This is a genomic window from Nocardia puris (assembly GCF_036051655.1).
GTDB lineage: Bacteria > Actinomycetota > Actinomycetes > Mycobacteriales > Mycobacteriaceae > Nocardia > Nocardia puris.
Map to the genome: position 1 here is coordinate 546,241 of NZ_CP107943.1, position 23,828 is coordinate 570,068.

Annotated in this window: 25 protein-coding genes; 14 read left to right on the plus strand and 11 right to left on the minus strand. The window is 70.8% G+C overall.

Features of this window, described 5'->3' with window-relative positions; genetic code table 11:
• Positions 1–48: 48 nt before the first annotated feature.
• Together OHB21_RS02415 and OHB21_RS02420 are read right to left on the minus strand one after the other, a co-directional pair.
• Complete coding sequence (locus OHB21_RS02415; protein WP_228790598.1) at positions 49–1,053, minus strand: hypothetical protein; 1,005 nt, start codon at positions 1,051–1,053, stop codon at positions 49–51.
• 268 nt (positions 1,054–1,321) lie between these two features.
• The gene (locus OHB21_RS02420; protein ID WP_067510668.1) at positions 1,322–2,731 is read right to left on the minus strand and encodes an NAD(P)H-quinone dehydrogenase; all 1,410 of its coding nucleotides are present in this window, start codon (positions 2,729–2,731) and stop codon (positions 1,322–1,324) included.
• 153 nt (positions 2,732–2,884) lie between these two features.
• On the opposite strand from OHB21_RS02420, the gene OHB21_RS02425 reads away from it, so the two are divergent.
• On the plus strand, positions 2,885–3,364 hold the full coding sequence (locus tag OHB21_RS02425) for a gamma-glutamylcyclotransferase (RefSeq protein WP_067510669.1): 480 nt from the start codon (positions 2,885–2,887) through the stop codon (positions 3,362–3,364).
• Between the two features lie 39 nt (positions 3,365–3,403).
• Here the strand turns inward: OHB21_RS02425 and OHB21_RS02430 are convergent, their stop codons facing one another.
• The 3 genes from OHB21_RS02430 to OHB21_RS02440 all read right to left on the minus strand — a co-directional run bounded on the left by OHB21_RS02430 (position 3,404) and on the right by OHB21_RS02440 (position 6,752).
• On the minus strand, positions 3,404–4,552 hold the full coding sequence (locus OHB21_RS02430) for a M20 family metallopeptidase (protein WP_407675226.1): 1,149 nt from the start codon (positions 4,550–4,552) through the stop codon (positions 3,404–3,406).
• A gap of 185 nt (positions 4,553–4,737) precedes the next feature.
• Complete coding sequence (locus tag OHB21_RS02435; protein WP_084537799.1) at positions 4,738–5,979, minus strand: M20 family metallopeptidase; 1,242 nt, start codon at positions 5,977–5,979, stop codon at positions 4,738–4,740.
• A 68-nt stretch (positions 5,980–6,047) separates the two neighbouring features.
• The gene (locus tag OHB21_RS02440; RefSeq protein ID WP_067510670.1) at positions 6,048–6,752 is read right to left on the minus strand and encodes an enoyl-CoA hydratase-related protein; all 705 of its coding nucleotides are present in this window, start codon (positions 6,750–6,752) and stop codon (positions 6,048–6,050) included.
• Positions 6,753–7,085: 333 nt separating this feature from the next.
• Here OHB21_RS02440 and OHB21_RS02445 point away from each other — a divergent pair, with 333 nt between their 5' ends.
• On the plus strand, positions 7,086–7,865 hold the full coding sequence (locus tag OHB21_RS02445; protein WP_067510671.1) for a purine-nucleoside phosphorylase: 780 nt from the start codon (positions 7,086–7,088) through the stop codon (positions 7,863–7,865).
• Positions 7,866–9,359 (plus strand): phospho-sugar mutase, encoded by a 1,494-nt coding sequence (locus OHB21_RS02450; protein ID WP_067510672.1) that lies wholly within the window; start codon positions 7,866–7,868, stop codon positions 9,357–9,359.
• A 7-nt stretch (positions 9,360–9,366) separates the two neighbouring features.
• On the opposite strand, the gene upp is transcribed toward OHB21_RS02450, so the two are convergent.
• Positions 9,367–9,990, minus strand: coding sequence for a uracil phosphoribosyltransferase (gene upp / locus OHB21_RS02455; protein ID WP_067510673.1), 624 nt, complete (start codon positions 9,988–9,990; stop codon positions 9,367–9,369).
• Positions 9,991–10,133: 143 nt separating this feature from the next.
• Here upp and OHB21_RS02460 point away from each other — a divergent pair, with 143 nt between their 5' ends.
• From OHB21_RS02460 to OHB21_RS02480, 5 genes are read left to right on the plus strand one after another with little or no spacing between them, the layout of a single operon-like run.
• Positions 10,134–10,451: a hypothetical protein gene (locus OHB21_RS02460; RefSeq protein ID WP_195125479.1), complete on the plus strand. Its 318-nt coding sequence runs from the start codon at positions 10,134–10,136 to the stop codon at positions 10,449–10,451.
• 5 nt (positions 10,452–10,456) lie between these two features.
• Complete coding sequence (locus tag OHB21_RS02465; protein ID WP_067510703.1) at positions 10,457–11,575, plus strand: C40 family peptidase; 1,119 nt, start codon at positions 10,457–10,459, stop codon at positions 11,573–11,575.
• Positions 11,572–11,922, plus strand: coding sequence for a hypothetical protein (locus OHB21_RS02470; protein ID WP_067510675.1), 351 nt, complete (start codon positions 11,572–11,574; stop codon positions 11,920–11,922). Before OHB21_RS02465 ends, OHB21_RS02470 begins: the two co-directional genes overlap by 4 nt.
• A gap of 19 nt (positions 11,923–11,941) precedes the next feature.
• Positions 11,942–12,271: a YbaB/EbfC family nucleoid-associated protein gene (locus OHB21_RS02475; RefSeq protein ID WP_067510676.1), complete on the plus strand. Its 330-nt coding sequence runs from the start codon at positions 11,942–11,944 to the stop codon at positions 12,269–12,271.
• A 33-nt stretch (positions 12,272–12,304) separates the two neighbouring features.
• On the plus strand, positions 12,305–13,549 hold the full coding sequence (locus tag OHB21_RS02480) for a primosomal protein (RefSeq protein ID WP_067510677.1): 1,245 nt from the start codon (positions 12,305–12,307) through the stop codon (positions 13,547–13,549).
• A 42-nt stretch (positions 13,550–13,591) separates the two neighbouring features.
• Here OHB21_RS02480 and OHB21_RS02485 read toward each other — a convergent pair whose 3' ends face one another.
• The 3 genes from OHB21_RS02485 to OHB21_RS02495 all read right to left on the minus strand — a co-directional run bounded on the left by OHB21_RS02485 (position 13,592) and on the right by OHB21_RS02495 (position 16,990).
• Entirely contained in the window at positions 13,592–14,248 is a 657-nt protein-coding gene (locus OHB21_RS02485) for a hypothetical protein (RefSeq protein WP_195125480.1), read from the minus strand.
• A 24-nt stretch (positions 14,249–14,272) separates the two neighbouring features.
• A complete protein-coding gene (locus OHB21_RS02490) occupies positions 14,273–15,370 on the minus strand; it encodes an adenosine deaminase (RefSeq protein WP_195125481.1) in 1,098 nt (365 codons plus the stop codon).
• Between the two features lie 336 nt (positions 15,371–15,706).
• Positions 15,707–16,990, minus strand: a complete 1,284-nt coding sequence (locus OHB21_RS02495; RefSeq protein WP_195125482.1) for a thymidine phosphorylase — start codon at positions 16,988–16,990, stop codon at positions 15,707–15,709.
• Positions 16,991–17,081: 91 nt separating this feature from the next.
• Between OHB21_RS02495 and OHB21_RS02500 the strand changes: the two genes are divergently transcribed.
• Entirely contained in the window at positions 17,082–17,351 is a 270-nt protein-coding gene (locus OHB21_RS02500; protein WP_067510680.1) for a hypothetical protein, read from the plus strand.
• A 4-nt stretch (positions 17,352–17,355) separates the two neighbouring features.
• Here OHB21_RS02500 and OHB21_RS02505 read toward each other — a convergent pair whose 3' ends face one another.
• Positions 17,356–17,757 (minus strand): cytidine deaminase, encoded by a 402-nt coding sequence (locus OHB21_RS02505; protein ID WP_067510681.1) that lies wholly within the window; start codon positions 17,755–17,757, stop codon positions 17,356–17,358.
• Positions 17,758–18,046: 289 nt separating this feature from the next.
• Here OHB21_RS02505 and sdhC point away from each other — a divergent pair, with 289 nt between their 5' ends.
• Genes sdhC through OHB21_RS02525 form a run of 4 tightly spaced genes read left to right on the plus strand, consistent with a single transcriptional unit; the run spans position 18,047 to position 21,434 of the window.
• Entirely contained in the window at positions 18,047–18,445 is a 399-nt protein-coding gene (gene sdhC / locus OHB21_RS02510; RefSeq protein WP_084537800.1) for a succinate dehydrogenase, cytochrome b556 subunit, read from the plus strand.
• A 5-nt stretch (positions 18,446–18,450) separates the two neighbouring features.
• Positions 18,451–18,882, plus strand: coding sequence for a succinate dehydrogenase hydrophobic membrane anchor subunit (locus OHB21_RS02515; protein WP_067510682.1), 432 nt, complete (start codon positions 18,451–18,453; stop codon positions 18,880–18,882).
• 15 nt (positions 18,883–18,897) lie between these two features.
• On the plus strand, positions 18,898–20,667 hold the full coding sequence (sdhA, locus tag OHB21_RS02520; protein WP_113975323.1) for a succinate dehydrogenase flavoprotein subunit: 1,770 nt from the start codon (positions 18,898–18,900) through the stop codon (positions 20,665–20,667).
• Entirely contained in the window at positions 20,667–21,434 is a 768-nt protein-coding gene (locus OHB21_RS02525) for a succinate dehydrogenase iron-sulfur subunit (RefSeq protein ID WP_067510683.1), read from the plus strand. The genes sdhA and OHB21_RS02525 overlap by 1 nt, the downstream gene beginning before the upstream one ends.
• A gap of 65 nt (positions 21,435–21,499) precedes the next feature.
• Here the strand turns inward: OHB21_RS02525 and OHB21_RS02530 are convergent, their stop codons facing one another.
• On the minus strand, positions 21,500–22,171 hold the full coding sequence (locus tag OHB21_RS02530) for a JAB domain-containing protein (RefSeq protein WP_195125483.1): 672 nt from the start codon (positions 22,169–22,171) through the stop codon (positions 21,500–21,502).
• A gap of 145 nt (positions 22,172–22,316) precedes the next feature.
• Here OHB21_RS02530 and OHB21_RS02535 point away from each other — a divergent pair, with 145 nt between their 5' ends.
• Entirely contained in the window at positions 22,317–23,828 is a 1,512-nt protein-coding gene (locus OHB21_RS02535; RefSeq protein WP_067510684.1) for an alpha/beta hydrolase, read from the plus strand.

The window sequence follows — 23,828 nt, forward strand, 5'->3', positions numbered from 1 at the left end:
ACGGGTGGGGCGGTCGCGAACGACCGCCCCACCCGCCGACAGCTCATCTCAGTACTGGAACGAACCACCCCACTGGGTGGTCACACCAGCGACGTTGACCGTCTGCGGCGCCAGATCACCCGCGGGCACGATCGTCGGCAGTTTAACCTGCGAGGCGGCCTCCAGCGCGGCCGCTCCGCCCGGCTGCGCGGCGATCCACTGCTCGACCGCGGCCTTCGCCAGGTTCACCTGGGTGGTGTCGACCACGAAGGAGCTCTGGTTGTCGGGCAGGCCCTCGCCACCGGTGAAGCTGGCGACCTTGATGGTGTTGACGTCGACGAACTCGACCGAGACGCCCGCCTCACCGCGACCGGAGGGGGTGCTGTAGCCGATGGTGCCGACGTAGCCCGCTTCGTTGCTGAAGTGGTGGGTGTTGGCGACGTGGCCCGGCAGCAGCGTGCCGCCGTCGACGCTCGCGCCGATCTCCTGGTGCGGACCGGTCATCTCGACGACCGGCGCGGCGGGGGCGGCCTCGTGGCGCGGGGCCTCCCAGCGCGGCTCCTGCACCAGGGTGTCGGTGCCCGACGGCTGCTCCGGCTGCGCGGCGCTCGCCTCGTCGTCCTCGTCCGCACCCGCGGCGGGGGCGTCCGGATTCTCGGGCTGCTCGCCCTCCGGCGCGTCCGGCGAGGTGGTGCCCGGCTGCACCGGCGTGGGCTCGGCACCCTCGTTCTCGGTGTTCGCGGCCGGCTGGCCCGGCACCGGCAGCGGCGCGACGCGCGGCGGGGTGACACCCGGCTGCGTCGGCGTGGCCAGTCGCGGATCCTGCGGCTGCTCCGGCATGACCTGGTTGGGGTCCGGGGTGCTCACACCCGGCTGGCTCGGGGTCGGATTGTCCTGCCCGCCCTCGCCCGGAAGCTGACTACCCTGGGGGTTCTCGTCACTCTCGCCGGTGCCCGGCTGGGCCGGAGCGGGAGTGGTCGGCGTGGTCGGATCGTTCGGAACCGCCCCCGCCGGAGCCGCCAGCAGCGTCGCCACCGCGGCCGCTGCGGCCAGTGGCAACGAGGTGCTCGCCATCGCTCGCTGCGCCCGACTCGGCTTACGATGTTTCACTTTTCCGCCAATTCCTTCCCGGGTGTGACCGTGGCGGTCACACTCAGCCTGTCCCTGCGAGACGGCACTCGATCGCCGGACAACCGTGAGGTCGTCCGCTGTCCGGTTCGGGAAAGAAACATCCCCCCACACCAGTACACGCGACCGCCCGCCGATCGCATCTCTGCCGGGGAGTCAACCACAACTACGCCCCCGGGGCAACGCGGTGAAATCCCCGTGCAGGCAACATCACTCAATCGAGGTCGTCGTGGCGCATGAGCAGGCGCGCCGCCTCGGTCACCGATCCGGTCAGCGACGGGTACACCGAGAACGTCTGCGCCAAGTCGTTGACCGTGAGGTTGTTCTGCACCGCCAGCGCGATGGGCAGGATCAGCTCCGAGGCGATCGGCGCGACCACCACACCACCGATCACCACGCCGGTCGCGGGGCGGCAGAAGATCTTGACGAAGCCGCGCCGCAGCCCCGACATCTTGGCCCGCGGATTGGTGTTCAGCGGCAGCATGACGGTGCGCGCGGGCACCTCACCGTTGTCGATCGCGGTCTGGCTCACGCCGACGGTCGCGATCTCCGGGCGGGTGAACACCGCCGAGGCCACCGTCTTCAGACGGATCGGGCTCACGCCCTCGCCCAGCGCGTGATACATCGCGATGCGGCCCTGCATGGCGGCCACCGAGGCCAGCGGCAGCAGGCCCGTGCAGTCGCCCGCGGCGTAGACGCCCGACACCGAAGTGCGCGAGACGCGGTCCACCCGCAGGTAGCCGCCGCGGTCGAGTTCGATGCCCACTTCCGCGAGACCGAGATCACTCGTATTGGGAGTGGAGCCGACCGTCATCAGCGCGTGCGTGCCGCTCACCGTGCGGCCGTCGGACAGTTTCACCACGATGCCCTCGGCGGTGCGCTCCACCGCGTCGGCGCGCGCGTGCTTGACCAGTTCCACGCCGCGCTCGGCCAGCGCCTCCTCCAGCACCAGCGCCGCGTCGGCGTCCTCGCCGGGCAGCACCCGGTCGCGGCTGGACACCAGCTTCACCCGCACGCCCAATTCCGTGTAGGCCGAGACGAATTCGGCGCCCGTGACACCGGAACCGACCACCACCAGGGTCTCCGGCAGTTCGCGCAGGTCGTAGAGCTGGCGCCAGGTCAGGATGCGCTCACCGTCGGGCTCCGCGCCCGGCAGCACCCGCGGGCTCGCGCCCGTCGCGATCAGCACCACCTCGGCCTCGAGCACCCGCTCGCGTTCCGCGCCGCCATCGGCGCGCACCAGCAGGCGGTGCGGGCCACGGCCCTGCGCGGCGCCGGTGAACTCGGCCCGGCCCGACACCACCGTCACCCCGGCCGACTGCAGCTTGGACCGGATGTCGGAGGACTGGGCCAGCGCCAGCGCCTTCACGCGGGCGTTCACCTCGGGCAGCCGCACCGCGGCCTGGCTCGGGTCGAGCGTGATGCCCAGATCCTTGGCCCGGCGCAGATCCGTGCGCACTCCGGTCGAGGCGATGAAGGTCTTGGAGGGGACGCAGTCCCACAGCACACACGCGCCACCGATGCCGTCGCGGTCGATCAGCGTCACCTCCGCGCCGTGCTGGGCCGCGACGAGAGCCGCTTCGTAACCGGCCGGTCCGCCGCCGATGATCGCAATGCGGGTCATGGATACCTCCGCTCGGGCTGTCGACCGGGATCTCCGGTACCGGGCACAACGTTAGTGGTCGCGGCGTCGTGAGCCGCACCGTGCCCGGCGAACACGGCGTCATATGGGCGGGATACGGAAGATCCCGCGCGGTTATTGGCTACGCTCTTGCACGTGCCGATCTACGCCGCCTACGGGTCCAACATGGATCCGTCCCAGATGCTCGAGCGCTGCCCGCACTCCCCCATGAACGGGACCGGATGGCTGGAGGGCTGGCGACTCACCTTCGCCGGCGACGACATCGGGTGGGAAGGGCCGCTGGCCACGGTCGTCGAGGACCCGGGCTCGCGCGTGTTCGTGGTGCTCTACGACGTGTCCCCCGAGGACGAACAGCGCCTGGACCGCTGGGAGGGTTCGGATTTCGGCATCCACAAGAAGATCCGCCTGCGCGTCACCCCCAGCCCCGGCAGCGGCACCGAACCCCGCCTGGCCTGGCTCTACGTCCTGGACGCCTACGAGGGCGGGCACCCCTCGGCCCGCTACCTCGGCGTGATCGCCGACGCCGCCGAAAAGGCAGGCGCGCCAGAGGAATACGTGCACGGTTTGCGCACGCGCAACAGCCGGAACGTGGGACCGGGGAACTTCTCGGGGTAGGGGCGCTCCCCGGGACGAGCCCGGGGAGCGGCAAACCGGCTAGCGCGGCGGCTGTTGCAGCACGATGTTCGTCAGGACTCGTACGCCTACCGCGAGGGCGCGTTCGTCGATGTCGAAAGTCGGCTGGTGCAGGTCGAGCTGGTCGCCGTGGCCGGACCAGACGCCCAGGCGCGCCATGGCGCCGGGGACCTCCTCCAGGTACCAGGAGAAGTCCTCGCCGCCGCCGGACTGCGGAGTGTCGGCCAGCGCGTCGGGGCCGAGGGCGCGGATGGCGTCCTCGAACACGCGGGTCGAGTGCTCGTCGTTGACCACCGGCGGCACGCCGCGGCGGTAGTTGAGCTGGTAGCGCACGCCGGTGGGGGCGAGCAGGCCGTCGACGATCTCGTGCACCATCGGCTCCAGCAGCGACCACGTCGCGTGATCGCCGGTGCGCACCGTACCGGTGAGCATGCCGGTCTGCGGAATCGCGTTGGGCGCCTTGCCCGCCGACACCGCACCCCACACCATCACCGTGCTGGTGCGCGGGTCGATGCGGCGACTCAGCAAGCCGGGCAGCCCGGTGATCACGGTGCCGATCGCGTACACCAGATCGCTGGTCAGGTGCGGGCGCGAGGTGTGGCCGCCCGGCGAGTCCAGCACGAGTTCCACCGTGTCGGCGGCCGAGGTGATCGCACCGACCCGCACGCCCACCCGGCCCACCTCGAGGCGCGGATCGCAGTGCAGCGCGAAGATCCGCTCCACACCCTCCATCGCACCCGCGGCGACCATATCGATGGCGCCGCCAGGCATGACCTCCTCGGCGGGCTGGAACACCAGCCGCACGCCGACGGGCAGGTCGGGCACCTCCGCCAGCGCCAGCGCGGTGCCGAGCAGGATGGTGGTGTGCGCGTCGTGGCCGCACGCGTGCGAGACGCCGGGCACGGTCGAGGCGAAGCTGAGCCCGGTGAACTCCTGCAACGGCAGCGCGTCCATATCGGCGCGCAGGCCGATGCGCGGACCCTCCGGGCCGATATCGCAGATCAGGCCGGTGCCGCCCGGCATGCGCTGCGGGTTCAGGCCGGCCTTGGTGAGCCAGGTGGCGACGAACTCGGTGGTGGCGAACTCGGTGCGCGACAGTTCCGGGTTGGCGTGGATGTGCCTGCGCCACTGCACCAGGTCGTCGGCGTGCTCGACCAGCCAGCCGTCCACCAGGCGGCGCGCCGTCGTCGCGGAGTCGGCCCTGCCGGGAGCGTCGGGGACGAGACAGGCCGCGGCCTTGGGTCCCGTCGCCCGTGCCGAGGCGTTCGACAGCGCGGCGCTCGCGGGACCCTCCGCGATACCGCGTGCCGACGCCTCGGGGCCCATGCCTCGCGCCCCCGATCGGCCGGAAGTGCTCACCGAATGTCCTCCTGTCGTTGGAGCAGTCGTTGCAACAACCTGTCTCTGTGTTCTTCATCGCGGGCGACGGCCACGGCGGTACGCGCGAGCGCGATCGCCCCATCGATGACCGCACGATCCGCCGAGGCGTTGACGCTCGCCGCGGCGAACTCGGGCTGATGCGTCACCGCTGCACCGGCGTCGATGCCGATGACCGGATGGATGCCCGGGATGACGTTGGTGACGTTGCCCATATCGGTGCTGCCGAGCGGGCGCCGCGCCTCGAGTTCCGGTGCGATCGGCACCCGTCCCAGGCCGGCGATCTGCTCGCGATAGGCACACAGTAGTGCCGGATCGGGCGTCAGCTCGGTATATGTGGGTGCCAGCGTCCGGATTTCGTGGGTGCATCCGGTCGCGAGCGCACCCGCCTCGAAACAAGCCGATGCGCGTCGCATCAGATCGTCGAGGGCCGCGGAGTCGACTGCGCGCAGGTAGTAGAGCAGTTCCGCACGGCCGGGCACGATGTTGGGGGCTACGCCGCCGTCGCCGACTATACCGTGAAGTTGCTGGCCGGGCTGGAGGTGTTGACGCAGCAAACCCAGCGCCACCTGCGCGACGGTGACGGCGTCGCCCGCATTGCGGCCCATCTCCGGCGCCGCGCTGGCGTGCGCCTCGCGCCCGTGGAAGACCACGCCCAGATCGGCCAGCGCCAGCGATCGCGCGCCCGCGATGTCGTAGGGACCGGGGTGCACCATCATCGCCATGGCGATGTCGTCGAACGCGCCGCGCTCGAGCATGAGCACCTTGCCGCCGCCGCTCTCCTCGGCGGGCGTGCCCAGCACCACGACAGTGAGTCCCAGCGCGTCGGCCACCTCGGCCAGGCCGAGCGCCGCGCCCACCGCCGACGCCGCGATGATGTTGTGCCCGCAGGCGTGGCCGATCTCGGGCAGCGCGTCGTATTCGGCGCAGATCCCGACGGTCAGCGCGCCGCTGCCGAAGCGTGCTCGAAACGCCGTGGGCAGCTCGGCGACACCGGTCTCGATCTCGAAGCCGCGTTCGGCCAGCGGCGCGATGGTCTTGGCGACGCTGCGCGTCTCCTCGAAAGCCAGCTCCGGTTCGGCGTGGATGGCGTGCGACAGGTCGACGAGCCGGTCACGCGCCGCCCACACGGCGGCGTCCGAGGTCGCGGCGGCGTCGTCGGCGCGGACGGCGCGCGTCGCGCCGCTCGTCTCCGGTGGCCCGCTGCGCGGTGGTGGCATGGCACACAGTCTGGCACTGCGCCGCGCGCCCGTCGCATCGGTGTCGCCCGGCGCGGGCGTGGCCGGGCTCAGCCCACGGCGAACGCCAGGTTCTCCGGGCTGGTCGGCACCGCGAGTCCGGCGAGCGCGTCGGCGTGCAGCGCGCGCTTGATGATGGGCAGGTTCGGCTTGCGGTTGCCCACCAGTGCCGCGGCCCGCGCGACGGCGGCGGGCAGCAACGCCTCGGCGTCGGCGGCCTCGTCCACGATGCCCGCCGCGATGGCCTGATCGGCCGGGAAGCGGTGGCCGGTGGTCATAGCCTGCACACACACCTGGTTGCTCAGGCGATGGGTGAGCAGGGCGTTCATGCCGACGGTGAACGGCATCCCGAGGTGCACCTCCGGCAGGCACCAGAAGCCGCGGTCGGCGCGCATCACGCGGAAGTCGTGCGAGGTGGCGAGCATGGCGCCCGCGCCGAACGCGTGCCCGTTGACGGCGGCGACGGTGGGCAGCGGGAAGGTCAGCAGCCGCGTGTAGACCGAGTGCACCTTGTCCAGGTAGCCGTGCATCTCGCCGAGGTTGCCGAACAGCCAGTCGGTGTCGAGGCCGTTGCTGTAGAACTTGCCGGTCGCCGTCGTCACCAGCGCCGCGGGCCCCTCGGAGGCCTCCACGGTGTCGAGCAGCCCGTGCAGTTCGTCGATCCAGTCCGGGTGGAAACGGTTCTCGCTGTCGGTCTGCCCCTCGTTCCCGAGGTGCAGCACGAACACATCTCCCTGACGATCCAGATACGGCATGCGTGCAGCGTATAACCCCGCCGGACCAACCCCTACTCGCGGGTAGCCCCGGCCGGGCGGCACTCGGCAACACCTCGGCACAGCAACCCCGGACGCGCCCCGACCTGCTGCGAAAACGCAAGATCCGCGCTCTCCCCGCCACCCCGGGGAGGGAGCCCGACGACCGACCGTTCGCGGCCGTCTCGCGCCAAAAACACCGGGCACACCCGCCCCCGGGCTCGCCCTACCGTCCGCGTCACCCGTGCGCAGAGGCTTGACCCGCCCATCGCCGTCCACCCGCCGCCGGGGGCACCAACGCAGCCGCCGGGGGCACCAACGCAGTAGTGTGGCGGCATGCTTGCCGAACAGGCCGCGGAGGCGATCGCCGAACGTACTGGAGTGCCGCGTCACCGGGTCGCGGTGGTGCTGGGGTCGGGGTGGCAGGAGGCGGCGGCGGAGATCGGCGCGCCCACCGCGTCGGTGCCGATGCCGGAGCTGCCCGGGTTCGGGACGCCGAGCGCGCAAGGCCATGTGGGCGTGGTGCATTCGGTCGCGGTCGGCGCCACCCCGGTGCTGCTGCTGATGGGCCGCCAGCACCTGTACGAGGGCTACGAGCCCGCGCAGGTGGTGCACCCGGTGGCGGCAGCGGTGGCCGCGGGCGCGGAGGTCGTGGTGCTGACGAACGCGGCGGGCGGTATCCGTCCCGGCCTGCGGGTCGGCGAGGCCGTGCTGATCAACGATCACCTGAACCTCACGGCGCGCTCCCCGCTGACCGGCGCGACGTTCGTGGACCTGGTCGACGCCTGGGATCCGGAGCTGCGCGCCCTGGCCCGCGAGGTCGATCCGAGCTTGACCGAGGGTGTGTACGCGGGTCTCATCGGTCCGCAGTACGAGACGCCCGCCGAGATCCGCATGCTGCGCACCGTCGGCGCCGATCTGGTCGGCATGTCGACGGTGCTGGAGGCCATCGCGTGCCGCGCGCTGGGCGCCCGGGTGCTCGGCATCTCGCTGGTGACGAATCTGGCCGCGGGCGTGACGGGTGAGCACCTGTCGCACGCGGAGGTGCTGGCCGAGGGCCAGGCGGCGGCGCCGCGCCTGGGCAAGCTGCTGCGCGGCGTGCTGGAACGGCTGTAGATGCTGCGGTTCGGGACGGCGGGCCTGCGCGGCCCGTTGCGCGAGGGCCCCGACGGGATGAACGTCACCACCGTGTCGCGCGCGACGGCCGGTGTGGTCGAGTGGCTGCGCGGGCGCTGCCTGGGCGGTGGCCGCGTGGTGGTGGGCCGCGACGCCCGGCACGGTTCGCACGATTTCGCCACGGCCACCGCGGAGATCTTCGCGGCGGCCGGTTTCGACGTGACGCTGCTGCCGCGTCCGCTGCCCACGCCGGTGGTGGCGTTCGCGGTGCGCGAGCTGGGCGCGGTGGCGGGGGTGCAGATCACGGCCTCGCACAACCCGCCCGCCGACAACGGCTACAAGCTGTACTTGGACGGCGGCTCGCAGCTGATCGCGCCCGCCGACACCGAGATCGAGCGGTGCATCGAGGCCGTCGCCGAGCCGATCGACCGCGCGCCGGTCGAACCCGCCGGTGACGGCCTCGCGGCGCGCTATCTCGACCGCGTGGCGGGACTGCCCGCCGCGATCGGTGGTCCCGGCGAGCGGGCCGAGGTCCGTGTCGCGCTCACCCCGCTGCACGGGGTCGGCGGCGAGCTCGCGGTGGGCGCGCTCGTAGCGGCCGGGTTCACCGATGTGCACGTGGTGGACGAGCAGTTCGCGCCGGACCCGGACTTCCCGACGGTCGCTTTCCCGAATCCCGAGGAGCCGGGCGCGGCGGATCTGCTTCTGGCCCTTGCGGATCGGGTGGACGCGGATATCGCCATCGCCCTCGATCCCGACGCGGACCGTTGTGCGGTCGGTGTGCGCGGCCCCGACGGCTGGCGCATGTTGCGGGGCGACGATACGGGCGTCCTGCTCGGCGACTATGTCTTGCGCACAGCGCCGCCGGACTCGCTGGTTGCGACCACAGTCGTGTCCTCGCGACTGCTATCGAAGCTGGCCCCTGCCCGTGGCGCTCGCTATGCCGAGACGCTGACCGGGTTCAAGTGGCTGGCCCGCGCGGGTGACGGCCTGGTCTACGCCTATGAGGAAGCGATCGGCCACTGCGTCGATCCGGCGACGGTGCGCGACAAGGACGGCATCTCCGCCGCCGTGCTGGCGGTCGACCTGGTCGCCCGGCTGAAGGCGCGCGGCCGCACGCTCCACGACGACCTCGCCGACTACGCGGTCGAGTTCGGCCTGCACGCGGGCGACCAGGTCTCCCTGCGCCTGGCCGACGCCGACGCGGCCGCCGCCGTGGTGGCCCGCCTGCGTACCGACCCGCCCGCCGATATCGCGGGCGAGCCGATGAAGTGCACCGATCTGCTCACCGTGCGCGGCCGGATGCGCACCGACGCGCTGATCTTCGAGGGCGACACCTCGCGCGTGGTGATCCGTCCCTCGGGCACCGAACCGAAGCTCAAGTGCTACCTGGAGGTCGTGGTCCCGGTCGACGGCCACGCGGCGCTCCCCGAGGCGAGACGAGCCGCCGCCCAACGCCTCTCGGCGCTCGCGGAGTTCTGCCGGGCGCTGTAGCGCGCACTCAGCGCGGACCGAACTGACGGTCCCCCGCGTCGCCCAGTCCGGGCACGATGTAGGCGTTCTCGTTGAGTCCCGCGTCCACGGCCGCCGTCACCAGGCGCACCGGCAGCCCCGAGTTCTCCAGCGCGGCAATGCCTTCCGGCGCGGCGACCACGCAGACGGCGGTGATGTCGGTGGCGCCGCGGGCCGCGAGCAGTTCCAGCGTGTGGCGCATGGAGCCGCCCGTGGCGAGCATCGGGTCGAGCACGTAGACGGGGATGCCCGCGAGGTCGGCGGGCAGCGACTCCAGGTACGGCACGGGCTGGTGGGTGGTCTCGTCGCGGGCGATGCCGACGAAGCCGACCTGGGCGTTGGGCACGAGTTCGGCCGCCGCGTCCACCATGCCGAGCCCGGCGCGCAGCACCGGGACCAGCAGCGGCGGTTGCGCCAGGCGCACACCCTCGGTCACGGCAACCGGGGTGGCGATCTCGTAGCGGGTGATCGGGGCGTCCCGCAAGGCCTCGTAGACGAGCAGGCCGGTCAGGTCGCGCAGGGCGGAGCGGAAGACCGGATTCGGTGTGCGGGCGTCGCGCATCGTCGTCAGCAGGGCGGCGGCGAGCGGATGGTCCACGGTGTGCGTGCGCATGAGGGAACGATAAGGTCGTCGGCGAGCCGGATGCCGGACCACCGCAGAATTTTTCCGATGCGAGGGAACCGAACGGGAAGGCCGCGCGTCGAATCAGTTGGATGACGTACTCTGCCTGGGAACGAACAGATGGGGGAAGCACAATGGTGAAGTTTTCGGCCGATACCGAAGGTATCGCCGCCTATGCCGCTACCGCCGGGACGATGGCCGGTGAGATGGCCGGCGCCGCCGCGAACGCCGCGGGCGCCTCTCCCGCGCTGCTCGGCCCGATCATGGGGCTCATCGGCGGGGATTTCCTGGCCGCCTACTCGGCCGCGCACGCCGGCCACGTGGCCTCGATCGCGCAGCTGTCGGCGGTGCTGTCCAGCATGGGCGGGGCGGCGGCGGGCGCCGCGACGGTCCTCAGCGAGACCGACCTGAACAACGCGGCCGCCCTGCGTTCCGCCGACGTGGACGGGTGATCGGCGTGATCGACGTCAACCTCCTCGTCAAACCCTTGCTGGACCTGTTGAGCAGCTTCGGGACGGGCGTGATGCCCAGCGACGGTCCCTCGGCCTCGCTCACCTCCACCTCCTCGGTGCTCGACCAGTTGCACCAGCTGGGCAAGAACAGCATCAACCAGATGAACTCCGCGTGGGACGGCGTCGCCGCCGACTCGGCCACCTCCAAGGCGCTACGCGTGCAGACCTCCTCGGCCACCATCTCCGACCGCGGCAACGAGATGGCCACCGTGGTCGACGCGGCCGCCGCCGAGGTGGAGACCGGCCAGAAGGACCTGAACACCATCGTGCAGTCGTTCGTGAGCCAGGCGACCGCGCTCGGGCCCACCATCGCGACGCCCGCCGGATTCACGGTCCTGGTCGGCAGCGCCATCGACCACCTGAACCAGGGCCTCGGCGTGGTCGGCCGGGTGCGCAGCGAGCTGGACACCCACACGGCCTCGATGAACCAGCTCACCCCGGCACCGTCCACGCCGGCGGTCTCCTCGCTTCCCGGCGCGGTCACCAACCTCGGCAACTCGGGCCTGCAAGGCCTCACGGGCATGGTCGGTCAGGCCGGTTCACTGCTCTCGTCCGTGGGCAGCACGGCGGTGCAGAGCGCGTCCAAGACCAGCACCCCGAGCGGCAACCAGAGTTCCCCCAGCTCGAAACTCAAGAGCGACAACAACTCGTCCGGCGTCACCAAGGACGGCGTCAAGGTCACGCTGCCCGACGGCAGCGTCGTGGAGGCCCCGAACGAACAGGCCGCCACCGCCGTCGAGAAGGCGCTCAGCGCGGTCGGCACGCCGTACGTGTGGGGCGGCAACACCCCCGGCCAGGGCATCGACTGCTCCGGCCTGACCAAGTGGGCCTACGGCGAGGCGGGCGTCGAACTGCCGCGCCTGGCCCAGGAACAGCACATCGGCCACCAACAGGTGTCGCCGGGTGACCTGATGCCCGGCGACCTGGTCGTCTGGGATGGCCACGTCGCCATGGTCGTCGGCAACGGGCAGCTCGTCGAGGCCGGCGACCCGGTCTCGGTCAGTTCCATCCGAACGGAGAACATGGGTATGGAGTTCTACGGGTTCTACAGGCCGACGTCATGACCGAACAATCCAACGGCCAGATCCCCAACGTCACCCTCGCGGTCAGCCAGAACCGGTCGGGCACCATCGCGGTGCGCGCCACCGACCAGGGCATGCCCGTCGAGATCAAGTTCGAGCGCAGCGAATACCGTTACGGCGCACAGGCTCTCGCGAACGAGATCCTGCGCCTCACGCAGCGCTCCGCGATCGCCGCGCGGGCCCGCCGCCGCGAGATCCTCGCCGAATCCGGGATGCCCGCCGACATCCTGGACCGGCTCGGGCTGCCCACCCGGCAGCAGGCGGTCGACGAGCTGGACCGTATCGACGACGCGGATACGGGTCCGACGAGCTGGATGAAGCCGGTATGAGCGAGCGGAGGGCACAGGCATGAGTGCGGAGATGGACGCGCTCGTCGCGAACGCGACCCAGAAACTGGAGGCCCTGGAGGCCGCGCTGTTCGGGCTCAAGCAGGTCCGCGGGCGGTTCACCACCGAGGACGAGTCCGTCACCGTCGAGGTGAACAGCGAGGGCGCGCTGGTGGGTCTGACCTTGGCGGAGTCGGTCACATCGATGGCGCCCGCCGAGGTGAGTCAGCTCATCGTGTGGGCCTGCCGTCAGGCCTCCGAGGACGCGGGCGCACAGCGCTCGAAGGTCGTTGCGACACTGAACGAGTCGTTCGCCCCGGAGGCGAAGACCGCGCCCGGCGGGGCCGGATAGTGCCCGACGCGGAAGGTCGATAGGCTTCCGCACATGGCTTCTGGAGACATCGTCCCGATCGAGCTCGGCCTGACCGACGGCGATCTCGTCACCCTGTGGGCACCGCGCTGGCGCGACGGTGACGACGAGTGGATGGCGTTCCTCGGACACGAGGATTCGCTCTATGGTTTCGAGACCGTCGCCGAGCTGGCCGCGTTCATCCGGACCGACTCCGACAACGATCTGATCGACCACCCCGCGTGGAAGGTCGTCGTGGGTCTGTCGGCGGTGGAGCTGGAGCCGGAGGAGAACTTCACCTTCGACCTGATCGGCGTGCCCGAGCTGGCGGCGGGCGATCCCGATGTCGACACCATCGCCGAGCTCGAGGACACCCTCGGCATGGTGCGCAATATCGGCGAGGTGTGCGAGCTGGAGGTCGTCACCAAGTTTTTCGGCTCGCATCCGGTGCTCGGCGCGCTGCCCGGCGGGGTGAGCGCGTTCGTCGGCCGGGACGGCGAGGAGCTGTGGGACCAGATCGGCGCGGCCATCGCCAAGGACTGGGACGCCGTCATCGACGCCATCGACGGCGTGGTCGCCACGCCCGAGGTGGACGCGGCGGCCGTCTCGGTGGCCGAGGCCGAGCTGCTGGCGGCCGAGGAGAACGTGGTCGACGCCGACGACGCGGCCGAGAGCGACGAGGACGAGTTCGAGCCCGTCGACCTGGACGAGGACGACGAGGAGGAAGAGGACGAGTCGTTCTGGCACGAGGTCGGCATCGACCCCGTCAAGATCATCACCTCCGACGGCACCTTCTTCACGCTGCGCTGCTACCTCGACGACGAGCCGGTCTTCCTCGGCTCCGACGGCGAGATCACGGTGTTCACCTCCGAGCGCGCGCTGGCCCGCTACCTGGCCGACGATCACGACCACGACCTGGCCCGGGTGAGCACCTACGGCGAGGTGCAGACCGCCGCCGTGGACGGTTCGCTCGAGATCGAGGTCGACGACGAGAACGTCTACGTGCTGCCCGGCCTCGCCGACGACTTGGCCGAGGGCCCCGAGGCGGTGGACACCGAACAGCTGGACCTGGCGGTCGAGCTGTTCACCGACGCCGCCGACTACGCCGAGGACGACGGTGTGGAGGTGGCGCTGGCCAAGTCCACCCCGCTCGGCTGGTACGTCTCCTACCTGCTGGAGCCGGACCCGGCGCGGATGGCGCCGAACCCGCCGTTCCAGGCGGAGGCCCAGTCCTGGCGGGAACTGGAACGCGCCTTCGAAGCGCGGCTCACTCCGCAGTAGCGATTCCCCTTGGGGCCGTGTTCCGCACGGCCCCAAGGCTTTTCAGCGCAGCTGGATCCAGATGTGCTCGGCGCGCCCCAGCAGCCGCTCGTCCGCGCCGTACACCGCGGTCGACGAGTAGCGCTTACGCCCCTGCGTGCCGTGACTCTCGCCCACCACGACGCAGGTCTCCCCCACCTCCGGCAGCGCGTAGACGGCGCCGGTGATCGACCCGAGCAGCGCGGGCGACTCCAGCATCCCGGGCACGGCCCAGCCGCCGGGGCAGTCCAGCGCCGCCCAGAGCAGCGTGGCGTCCACCGGCAGCGAGGCGTCCGGGGTCCACGGCGAGGCCACCACACCTTCGGCGACGCGTCCCGGTTCGATGCGCAGTCCGTCGGGGCGGGCGTTGCCGCACACGAAGCAGTGCGCGAACATGTCGTTGGTCTCGTAGGTGCCCGCCGCGCGTTTCGCGACGTCGAGCGCGACCGGCTTCGGCGCCTCCCGCTCGAACGTGCCGGGTCGCGACTCCGCGATCAGGCGCTCACCGTCGAAAAGTCGCCCCTCGTGTAACCGCAGCGACGTCTCCAACGGCACCGGGCTGCGCAGCATCACGGTGACCTCGGGTTCGTCGCGCGCTGCCGCGACGCGGCCCGCCACGTAACCTCCGTTGCCGGAGTCGGGCGGGCCGTTGAAGCGGGCGGGGATCTGCACAATCGTCACAAGATCCCACGATAATCCGGCCGGTCAGCCGAGCAGCACGGCGTAGCCCGGCTTGATGATGTCGTCGATGATGCGCAGCCGGTCGGGGAACGGGATGAACGCCGACTTCATCGCGTTGATGGTGAAACGCTCCAGATCGCTCCACCCGTACCCGAAGGTCTCCACCAGCTTGAGCATCTCCTCGCTCATGGAGGTGTCGCTCATCAGGCGGTTGTCGGTGTTGACGGTGACGCGGAAGCGCAGCCGGGCCAGCAGGTCGAACGGATGTTTGTCCAGCGAGGGCACCGCGCCGGTCTGCACGTTCGACGACGGACACAGCTCCAGCGGGATCCGCATGTCCCGCACGTAGTTCGCGACCAAGCCGAGCTGGGCATCCTCCACCGCGCCGGGCACCACGATGTCGTCGGTGATGCGCACGCCGTGGCCGAGGCGGTCGGCGCCGCAGAAGGCCAGCGCCTCGTGGATCGACGGCAGCCCGAACGCCTCCCCCGCGTGGATGGTGAAGTGGGCGCTGCTGGCGCGCATGTATTCGAAGGCGTCCAAGTGCCTGCTGGGCGGGAAGCCCGCCTCGGCGCCCGCGATGTCGAAGCCGCCGACGCCGCGGTCGCGCCAGCGCACCGCGAGTTCGGCGATCTCGCGCGAGCGCGCGGCGTGCCGCATGGCGGTGAGCAGGCAGGTCACCAGGATCGGGTGCCCTGCCGCCGCGGCGGCGGCCTCGCCCTCCCGGAAACCGGCGAGGGTGTGCTCGACCACCTCGTCCAGCGTGAGCCCGCGCTCGAGGTGCTGTTCCGGCGCGAAGCGCACCTCGGCGTAGACCACACCGTCGGCGGCGAGGTCCTGGGCGCATTCGCGCGCCACCCGGCGCAGCCCCTCCGGCGTCTGCATGACGGCGACGGTGTGGGCGAAGGTCTCCAGGTAGAGCTCCAGCGATCCGCTGTCGGCGGCGTCGCGGAACCACGCCGCCAGCGCGGCCTCGTCGGCGGCGGGTAGGTCGTCGTAACCGCAGTCGGCGGCTAGCTCCAGCACGGTCGCGGGCCGCAGGCCACCGTCGAGGTGGTCGTGCAGCAGCGCCTTGGGAGCCTGGCGGATCGAGGCGAGAGTGAGGGGCATCGGTCCTGTCATGACCACACGTTAGCCGCGCCGCGCCGAATCGGCAGGGGACTCTCCCCGTGGCAACCATCTCGTTGCCGAACCACCACCGAACGGTCCAGAATCCGTCGCGGGCGAGTCACTCGGGGTGGCGCGGTGCATCGGGCGCATTCAGCGAAATACACTGCGATGCAAAGAAATACGCCCACATTGATCACCCGGTTCGCGCGGTTCTCCCGTCGGAAATGGCCGAACTTCTATTCGGGCGTGGTCACCGCGGCCCCTTCGTCCTCCGCACCGTGCGAGTGACCGCCGCCTCCTCGGGGCGTGCGTGTGGCACGCCCGCCCGCCGTGTGGTTCCCAGGTCGCTCAGCCGATGCGGTCGAGAATCAGCGGCGCGGGCGGTGGCGCCACGGCGCCGATCTCCACCGCGTCCTCCAGCGCGGCGAGCGCGGGCGCGAAGGCCCCCGGGGTGTCGGTGTGCAGGGTGAGCAGCGGTTCGCCCGCGCGGACCGGATCGCCGGGTTTGGCGTGCATCTCGACGCCCGCCCCGGCCTGCACCGGGTCGCCTTGGCGGGCGCGACCGGCACCGAGGCGCCAGGCCGCCAGGCCCACGCCCATCGCGTCGAGGCGGGTGACCACACCGTCGGCGGAAGCGCGAACGATCTCGGTGTGCTCGGCGCGCGGCAGCGGTGCGTCCGGATCGCCGCCCTGCGCCCGGACCATCGCGCGCCAGTGGTCCATGGCGCGCCCGTCGGCCAGCACCCGCGCTGGGTCGGCGTCCACGCCCGCCAGCGCCACCATCTCCCGCGCCAGCGCGAGCGTGAGCTCCACGACGTCGGCCGGGCCGCCGCCGGCCAGCACCTCCACCGACTCCGCCACCTCGAGCGCGTTGCCCGCGGTGCGCCCGAGCGGGGTGTCCATCGCGGTGAGCAGCGCGACGGTGCGCACCCCCGCGTCGGCGCCCAGATCGACCATGGCGGCGGCCAGTTCGCGCGCCGCGGCCGCGTCCTTCATGAACGCGCCCGCACCCACCTTCACGTCCAGCACCAGCGCCGCCGTGCCCTCGGCGATCTTCTTGCTCATGATCGAACTGGCGATGAGCGGGATCGATTCGACCGTCCCGGTCACATCGCGCAGCGCGTAGAGCCGCTTGTCGGCGGGCGCGAGGTCGGCGCCCGCCGCGCACACCACCGCGCCGATCGCGGGGTCGGCCAGGATCTCGCGCATCCGGTCCACCGGCACGTCGGCCCGCCAGCCCGCCAGGGACTCCAGCTTGTCCAGGGTGCCGCCGGTGTGGCCGAGCCCGCGCCCGGACAGCTGCGGCACCGCCGCGCCGCACGCCGCCACCAGCGGCGCGAGCGGCAAGGTGATCTTGTCGCCCACCCCGCCCGTCGAATGCTTGTCCACCGTCGGCCGCGGCAGATCGGTGAAGTCCATCCGCCGCCCCGAGGCGATCATGGCCGCCGTCCACCGGGCCGTCTCGCGCCGCGACATCCCCCGCCACACCACCGCCATGGCCAGCGCCGCCATCTGCTCGTCGGCCACCGCGCCGCGGGTGAACGCGTCCACCACCCAGTCGATCTGCGCGTCCGACAGCTCCCCGCCGTCACGCTTGGCCCTGATGATCGAAACCGCGTCCAGTGCCGTCACATCGGCAAGTCTGTCACGACACTCCGTCGTCCCTGGTTCCTGTCGGAACCTTCCGATAGCCTCGCGGCATCATTCGAAGCAAGAGGGAATCATGAGCTACCTCGGCATCGACCATCGCGTCACCGGCCTCGACCGCCACCTCACGAAACTCGAGCACCCGGTGTCCGATTTCGAAGAGACCGTGCTCCGCGACATCAGGCGGGTCACGATCTTCACCACCCGCCTGGCCGAGCAGAACACGACCCTCGGCTATGGCATCGCTCAGATCATGCGGCACCTGGGACTACCACCCATCACGGTCGGCGCCGTCGCGATGCCCACCGAGGCCGAGATCGACGAGTCGTTCGAAGCCGACTGCTGAGGCCCTACCGCTGCCCGGCGGCGAGGTCGTCGGGGCCGAAGGCGTCGGGCAGCAGTGCGCTCAGGGTGGTGGGGCCCGACCGGTGGTCGACGAGGAGTCCGGGTCCGCCGTGTTCGTAGAGGACCTGGCGACAGCGGCCGCAGGGCATCAGGATTTCGCCGCGGGAATCGCTGACGGAGACCGCGAGCAGACGCCCGCCACCACGCGCGAATAGGTTACCGACGAGTACAGTTTCGGCGCAGAGGCCTAATCCGAGTGAGACATTCTCCACATTGCACCCGCTCACAATGGCGCCTTCCGCGGTGAGAGCAGCGGCGCCCACCGGGAAGCGCGAGTACGGAGCATAGGCATTGCGCATAACACGAATAGCGTTGTCGCGCAGGTCTTTCCAATCAATTTCCGACATCGCGCACCTTCCGCGCCAGCACCGTCACCGGGCCGTGCGGAACCCACCGCACACCCCTTTTCGCGTCGAGAAAGGTAAACCTAACCCGGCCCATTGTCGCGCAACGCACGGCACGCCGAATTAGTTCCGCGAATGCGAGGGGATTAGAGTCCACAACAGATCGGTTCAGGTTCCCGGCGGCGGGTCGATGGAACAGCTCAGCACAGCCACCTGGGCATTCGCCACCTCCATGCGGTCGGCCCAGGACCTGACACCGGGTCCATCAACGACGTTGGAGGCACCGCACTCTATGACCACGATCGAAGCTCCGGCCCAGCCGAAGCGGAAGACGCTGTACCGAGGCGACCCCGGAATGTGGTCCTGGGCCCTGCACCGGATCACCGGCGCCACCCTCTTCTTCTTCCTTTTCGTGCACGTTCTGGACACCGCGCTGGTCCGCGTCAGTCCGGACATGTACGACCAGGTCATCGAGGTCTACAAGACCCCCGTCGTCGCGCTGATGGAGATGGGCCTGGTCGTCGCCGTCCTGTTCCACGCGCTCAACGGCGTCCGCGTGATCCTCGTCGACTTCTGGTCCGAGGGCCCGCGCCACCAGCGCCTGATGCTGTGGATCGTCCTCGCCATCACCGCGGTCGTCGCCGCGGGCGCCATCGGCCGCATGTTCTTCTACCTGCTGACGGAGCACTGATCCCTATGTCTGCACCCGTTCTCGGCAAGTCCTACGATCGGCCCGCCAGCCTGGATCTGCCCCGCACTCCGCGCGCCAGGTCCAATAACAACTTCGAGAAGTACGCGTGGCTGTTCATGCGCTTCTCCGGCCTGCTGCTGATCGTGCTCGTGCTCGGCCACATGACGATCATGCTGCTGCTCGACGGCGGCGTGAAGCGCCTCAACTTCGCCTTCGTGGCCGGTCGCTGGGCCAGCCCCTTCTGGCAGATCTGGGACCTCACCATGCTGTGGCTGGCCCAGCTGCACGGCGGCAACGGCCTGCGCACCATCATCGATGACTACTCCCGCAAGGACTCGACCCGGTTCTGGCTCAAGACCGCGCTGGTCATCTCGATGATCCTGGTCATGGGCGTCGGCACCTACGTCATCTTCACCTTCGACCCCAACATCAGTTAGGAACAGGCGACCTCGATGAGTGACTCTCGACCGATTCAAGAGCATCGCTACGACGTCGTGATCGTCGGTGCCGGCGGCGCGGGGATGCGCGCCGCGATCGAGGCGGGTCCCCGGGTGCGAACCGCCGTGCTGACCAAGCTCTACCCCACCCGCAGCCACACCGGCGCGGCCCAGGGCGGCATGTGCGCCGCGCTGGCGAACGTGGAAGAGGACAACTGGGAGTGGCACACCTTCGACACCGTCAAGGGTGGTGACTACATCGTCGACCAGGACGCCGCCGAGATCATGGCCAAGGAGGCCATCGACGCGGTGCTCGACCTGGAGAAGATGGGTCTGCCGTTCAACCGCACGCCCGAGGGCCGCATCGACCAGCGGCGCTTCGGCGGCCACACCCGCGACCACGGCAAGGCCCCGGTCCGGCGCGCGTGCTACGCCGCCGACCGCACCGGCCACATGATCCTGCAGACGCTGTACCAGAACTGCGTCAAGCACGACGTGGAGTTCTTCAACGAGTTCTACGTCCTGGACCTGGTGCTCACCGAGACCGAGCGCGGTCCGGTCGCCACCGGCGTGGTCGCCTACGAGCTGGCCACCGGTGAGCTGCACGTCTTCCACGCCAAGTCGATCGTCTTCGCGACGGGCGGCTCGGGCCGGATGTACAAGACCACCTCCAACGCCCACACCCTGACCGGTGACGGCATGGCCATCGTGTTCCGCAAGGGCCTGCCGCTCGAGGACATGGAGTTCCACCAGTTCCATCCGACGGGCCTGGCCGGCCTGGGCATCCTCATCTCCGAGGCGGTCCGCGGCGAGGGCGGCATCCTGCGCAACGCCGACGGCGAGCGGTTCATGGAGCGCTACGCCCCCACCATCAAGGACCTCGCGCCGCGCGACATCGTCGCCCGCTCGATGGTCCAGGAGGTGCGCGAGGGCCGCGGCGCCGGTCCGAACAAGGACTACGTGCTCATCGACGTGACCCACCTCGGCGAGGACGTGCTCGAAGAGAAGCTGCCCGACATCACCGAGTTCTCCCGCACCTACCTGGGCGTGGACCCGGTGGTGGAGCCGGTGCCGGTGATGCCGACCTGTCACTACGTCATGGGTGGCATCCCGACCCGCATCCGCGGTGAGGTGCTGCGCAACAACACCGACATCGTCCCCGGTCTGTACGCCGCGGGCGAGTGCGCGTGCGTGTCGGTGCACGGCGCGAACCGCCTCGGCACCAACTCGCTGCTCGACATCAACGTGTTCGGCCGCCGCGCGGGCATCGCCGCCGCCGAGTACGCGCAGCGCGCCGAGTTCGTGGAGATGCCGGAGAACCCGGCGCGGATGGTGCAGGACTGGCTGGCGCTGATCCTGTCGGATCACGGCAACGAGCGCGTCGCCGACATCCGCACCGAGCTGCAGGCCGCGATGGACGACAAGGCCGGTGTGTACCGCACCGAGGACAGCCTCAAGGAGATGCTCACCGAGATCCACGTGCTCAAGGAGCGGTACTCGCGGATCACGGTGCAGGACAAGGGCCGTCGCTACAACAGCGATCTGCTCGAGGCCGTCGAGCTCGGCTTCCTGCTGGAGCTGGCGGAGGTCACGGTGGCGGGCGCGCTGAACCGGAAGGAATCGCGCGGCGGCCACGCCCGCGAGGACTACCCGGACCGCGACGACGTCAACTACATGCGCCACACCATGGCGTACAAGACGGGACCGGAGCTCAACTCCGACATCCGCCTCGACTACAAGCCGGTCGTGCAGACCCGTTACGAGCCGATGGAGCGTAAGTACTGATGACTGCCGTTGCCGAAACGCCCCAGAAGGCCGCACCGGTCCCCGAGGGCTCGACCATGATCACGGTCAAGATCGCGCGGTTCAACCCGGAGGACGAGCTGGGCCAGCACTGGGAGTCGTTCCAGGTGCCCGTGCTGCCCACCGACCGGTTCCTGAACGTGCTGATGTACATCAAGTCCTACCTGGACGGCACGCTCACCTTCCGCCGGTCCTGCGCACACGGCGTGTGTGGGTCGGACGCGATGCGCATCAACGGTGTGAACCGGCTGGCCTGCAAGCTCCTGATGAAGGACATGCTGCCCAAGGGCGACAAGGAGCTCACCGTCACCGTCGAGCCGATCCGCGGCCTGCCCGTGGAGAAGGACCTCGTGGTGAACATGGAGCCGTTCTTCGACGCGTTCCGCGCGGTGAAGCCGTACCTGATCACCTCCGGCAACGAACCGACCCGCGAGCGCATCCAGAGCCAGTCCGACCGCGCGCGGTTCGACGACACCACCAAGTGCATCCTGTGCGCCTGCTGCACCACCTCGTGCCCGGTGTACTGGGCCGACGGCAGCTACTTCGGCCCGGCCGCGATCGTGAACGCGCACCGCTTCATCTTCGACAGCCGCGACGAGGGCGCCAGGGAGCGCCTGGACATCCTCAACGACATGGAGGGCGTGTGGCGCTGCCGCACCACCTTCAACTGCACCGACGCGTGCCCCCGTGGCATCGAGGTCACCAAGGCCATCCAGGAAGTCAAGCGGGCCCTGCTCTTCACCCGCTGACCCACCCGGTTCCCGCGCAGGCCGCCCCGTCGAAAGACGCGGGCGGCCTGCGTCGTTCACGCCGCTCAGTCGTATGGGTCGGCGACCGACCACCGCGCGCCCGCGACGACGACATGGTCGAGGAACCGCAGGCCCACGGTGTCGGCCGCGGCGCGCACCAGGGCGGTGGCCGCCCGGTCGGCCGGACTCGGGTCGGCACCGCCGGACGGGTGGTTGTGCACCAGGGCGAAGGCGCGGCCGTCGTGGCGCAGCACGGTGTTGAGGATCTCCCGCACCGGGACCGCCACCCGGTCCACCGCGCCCTCGGCCACGAAGACGCTGCGGCGCACCCGGTTTCCCGCATCGCACACCAGCACCAGCAGCCGTTCGGACCGCGCGCCCGCGAACAGGGGCCGCGCCACCCGCGCCACATCGGCGGAGCGGGACAGCAGCGGCGGCGCGTCGCGCACGCTGTCGGCCCGACTGGCCAGCTGGAAGGCCGCGATGATGGCGGCCGCCTTGGCCACACCCACCCCGGCCCAGCGCGACAGTTCCTCGGGGCGCGCCGCCGCCAGCCCCGCGACACCGCCGTGTTCGGCGAGCAGTTCGGCGGCCACGTCCAGCGCGCTGGTGCCGCGCCGCCCATGCCGCAACAGCAACGCGAGCAGCTCGCTGTCGCTCAACGCGTGCGGTCCGAGGGAGAGCAGCCGCTCCCTCGGACGCTGGCCGACGGGCAGCTCGGCGATCGATACCGGCATCAGTCCCCCTCGCGTGCGGTGTGGTCCCCGAATCATGCCAGTGGCCACCGACAGGCCGGGTGAACCGGACGAACGCGACCCACCGGCGCGCGCCGCGACGGGGCCATCGGGCAGACTGGTCGCGAGCCGGATCACGGGGAGGCGAATGGTGCTGGAGCGCAGGAGAATCGACGGCCGGCGCGGGAGGGGCGCGGCGATTGCCGCGCTACTGCTGGCGATCGCGGGGTGCGGCGGCGCGGAACCCGCCGCCCCGCCCGCGCCCACGCTCGACCGGTTCTACGCGCAGCAGGTCACGTGGGAGAGCTGCGACGACTACGCCGGCGGCGAGGGACTGTCGGCCGAGGGTCTGGACTGCGCGCGGATCGACGTCCCGCTCGACTACGCCGACCCCGACGGCGAGGTCGCGCGCATCGCGATCTCGCGGCTGCCCGCCGAGGGCGCGCGCCTCGGCTCGCTGCTCACCAATCCCGGCGGCCCCGGCGGCGCCGGGCTGTCGCTGCCGAGCACGCTGAAGGACACCCCGCTGCCGCGGCACTTCGACGTGATCGGCGTGGACGTGCGCGGTGTCGGCGCCTCCTCGCCGCGCCTGGTGTGCCGGTCGGAGGAGCAGATGCGCGAGGACGCGATCGGCGCGAGCTCCACCTGGGTGTTCGGGGAGGTCGACCAGCTCGAGGAGGAGAGCGAGGACTACGCCATGTCCTGCGTGCACGGGTCCGGGCGCACGCTGCTCGCCAATATCGGCACCGTCGACGTGGCCAGGGATTTCGACGTCATCCGCGCGGTGCTGGGCGACGAGAAGCTGACTTACCTGGGCTTCTCCTACGGCACCCGGCTCGGCTCCACCTTCGCCCAGATGTTCCCCGACCGGGTGCGCGCCATGGTGCTCGACGGCCCGATCGACCCCGCCTCCGACATCGACGACCCGGTGGCGAGCAACGCCGCGTTCCAGCGCGCGTTCGAGGAGTACGCCACCGACTGCGCCCGCGCGCCGGACTGCCCGCTCGGCACCGACCCGTCCCGCGCCACCGAGAACTACCTGGCGCTGGTGCGGCCGATCCTGCGCGACCCCGCGCGTGGCCTCGCCGACTACGCCACCGTGACGTCGGCCGTGACGGCCGCGCTGTACTCCCCGCTCTACTGGCCCGACCTCACCGCGGCGCTCACCACGTTGCGCGACGGCGGCGCCACGGGCATGGCAGGGGTGACCACGCTGTCCGACGACTACGACGAGGGCGTGAGCTGGGATGTGTACCAGGCGGTGCGCTGTCTGGAAGACACGCGCGTCACCGACCGGGCCGTGGCCGCCGCGCGGGAACGCCGCGGCCGGGAGGCGGCGCCGATCTTCGATCCCGGCCCGGAGTTCGACACCAAGGCGCTCGACGAGTGCGCGTTCTGGCCGGTGCCGCCCAACTGGCAGCCGCACGTGCCCGAGACGCCCGGTCTGCCGAAGGTCGTGGTCGTCGCCTCGACGGGCGATCCCGCCACACCGTACGAGGGCGGGGTGCGGCTGGCCCGGTCGTTCGACTCCCCGCTGATCACCGTGGAGGGCACCCAGCACGGTGTGTCGTTCCTGGGGCTCACCTGCGTGGACGAACCGGTACTCGACTACCTGGTCGAGCTCACCCTGCCGTCCGACACCCGCTGCGCGACACCGTGA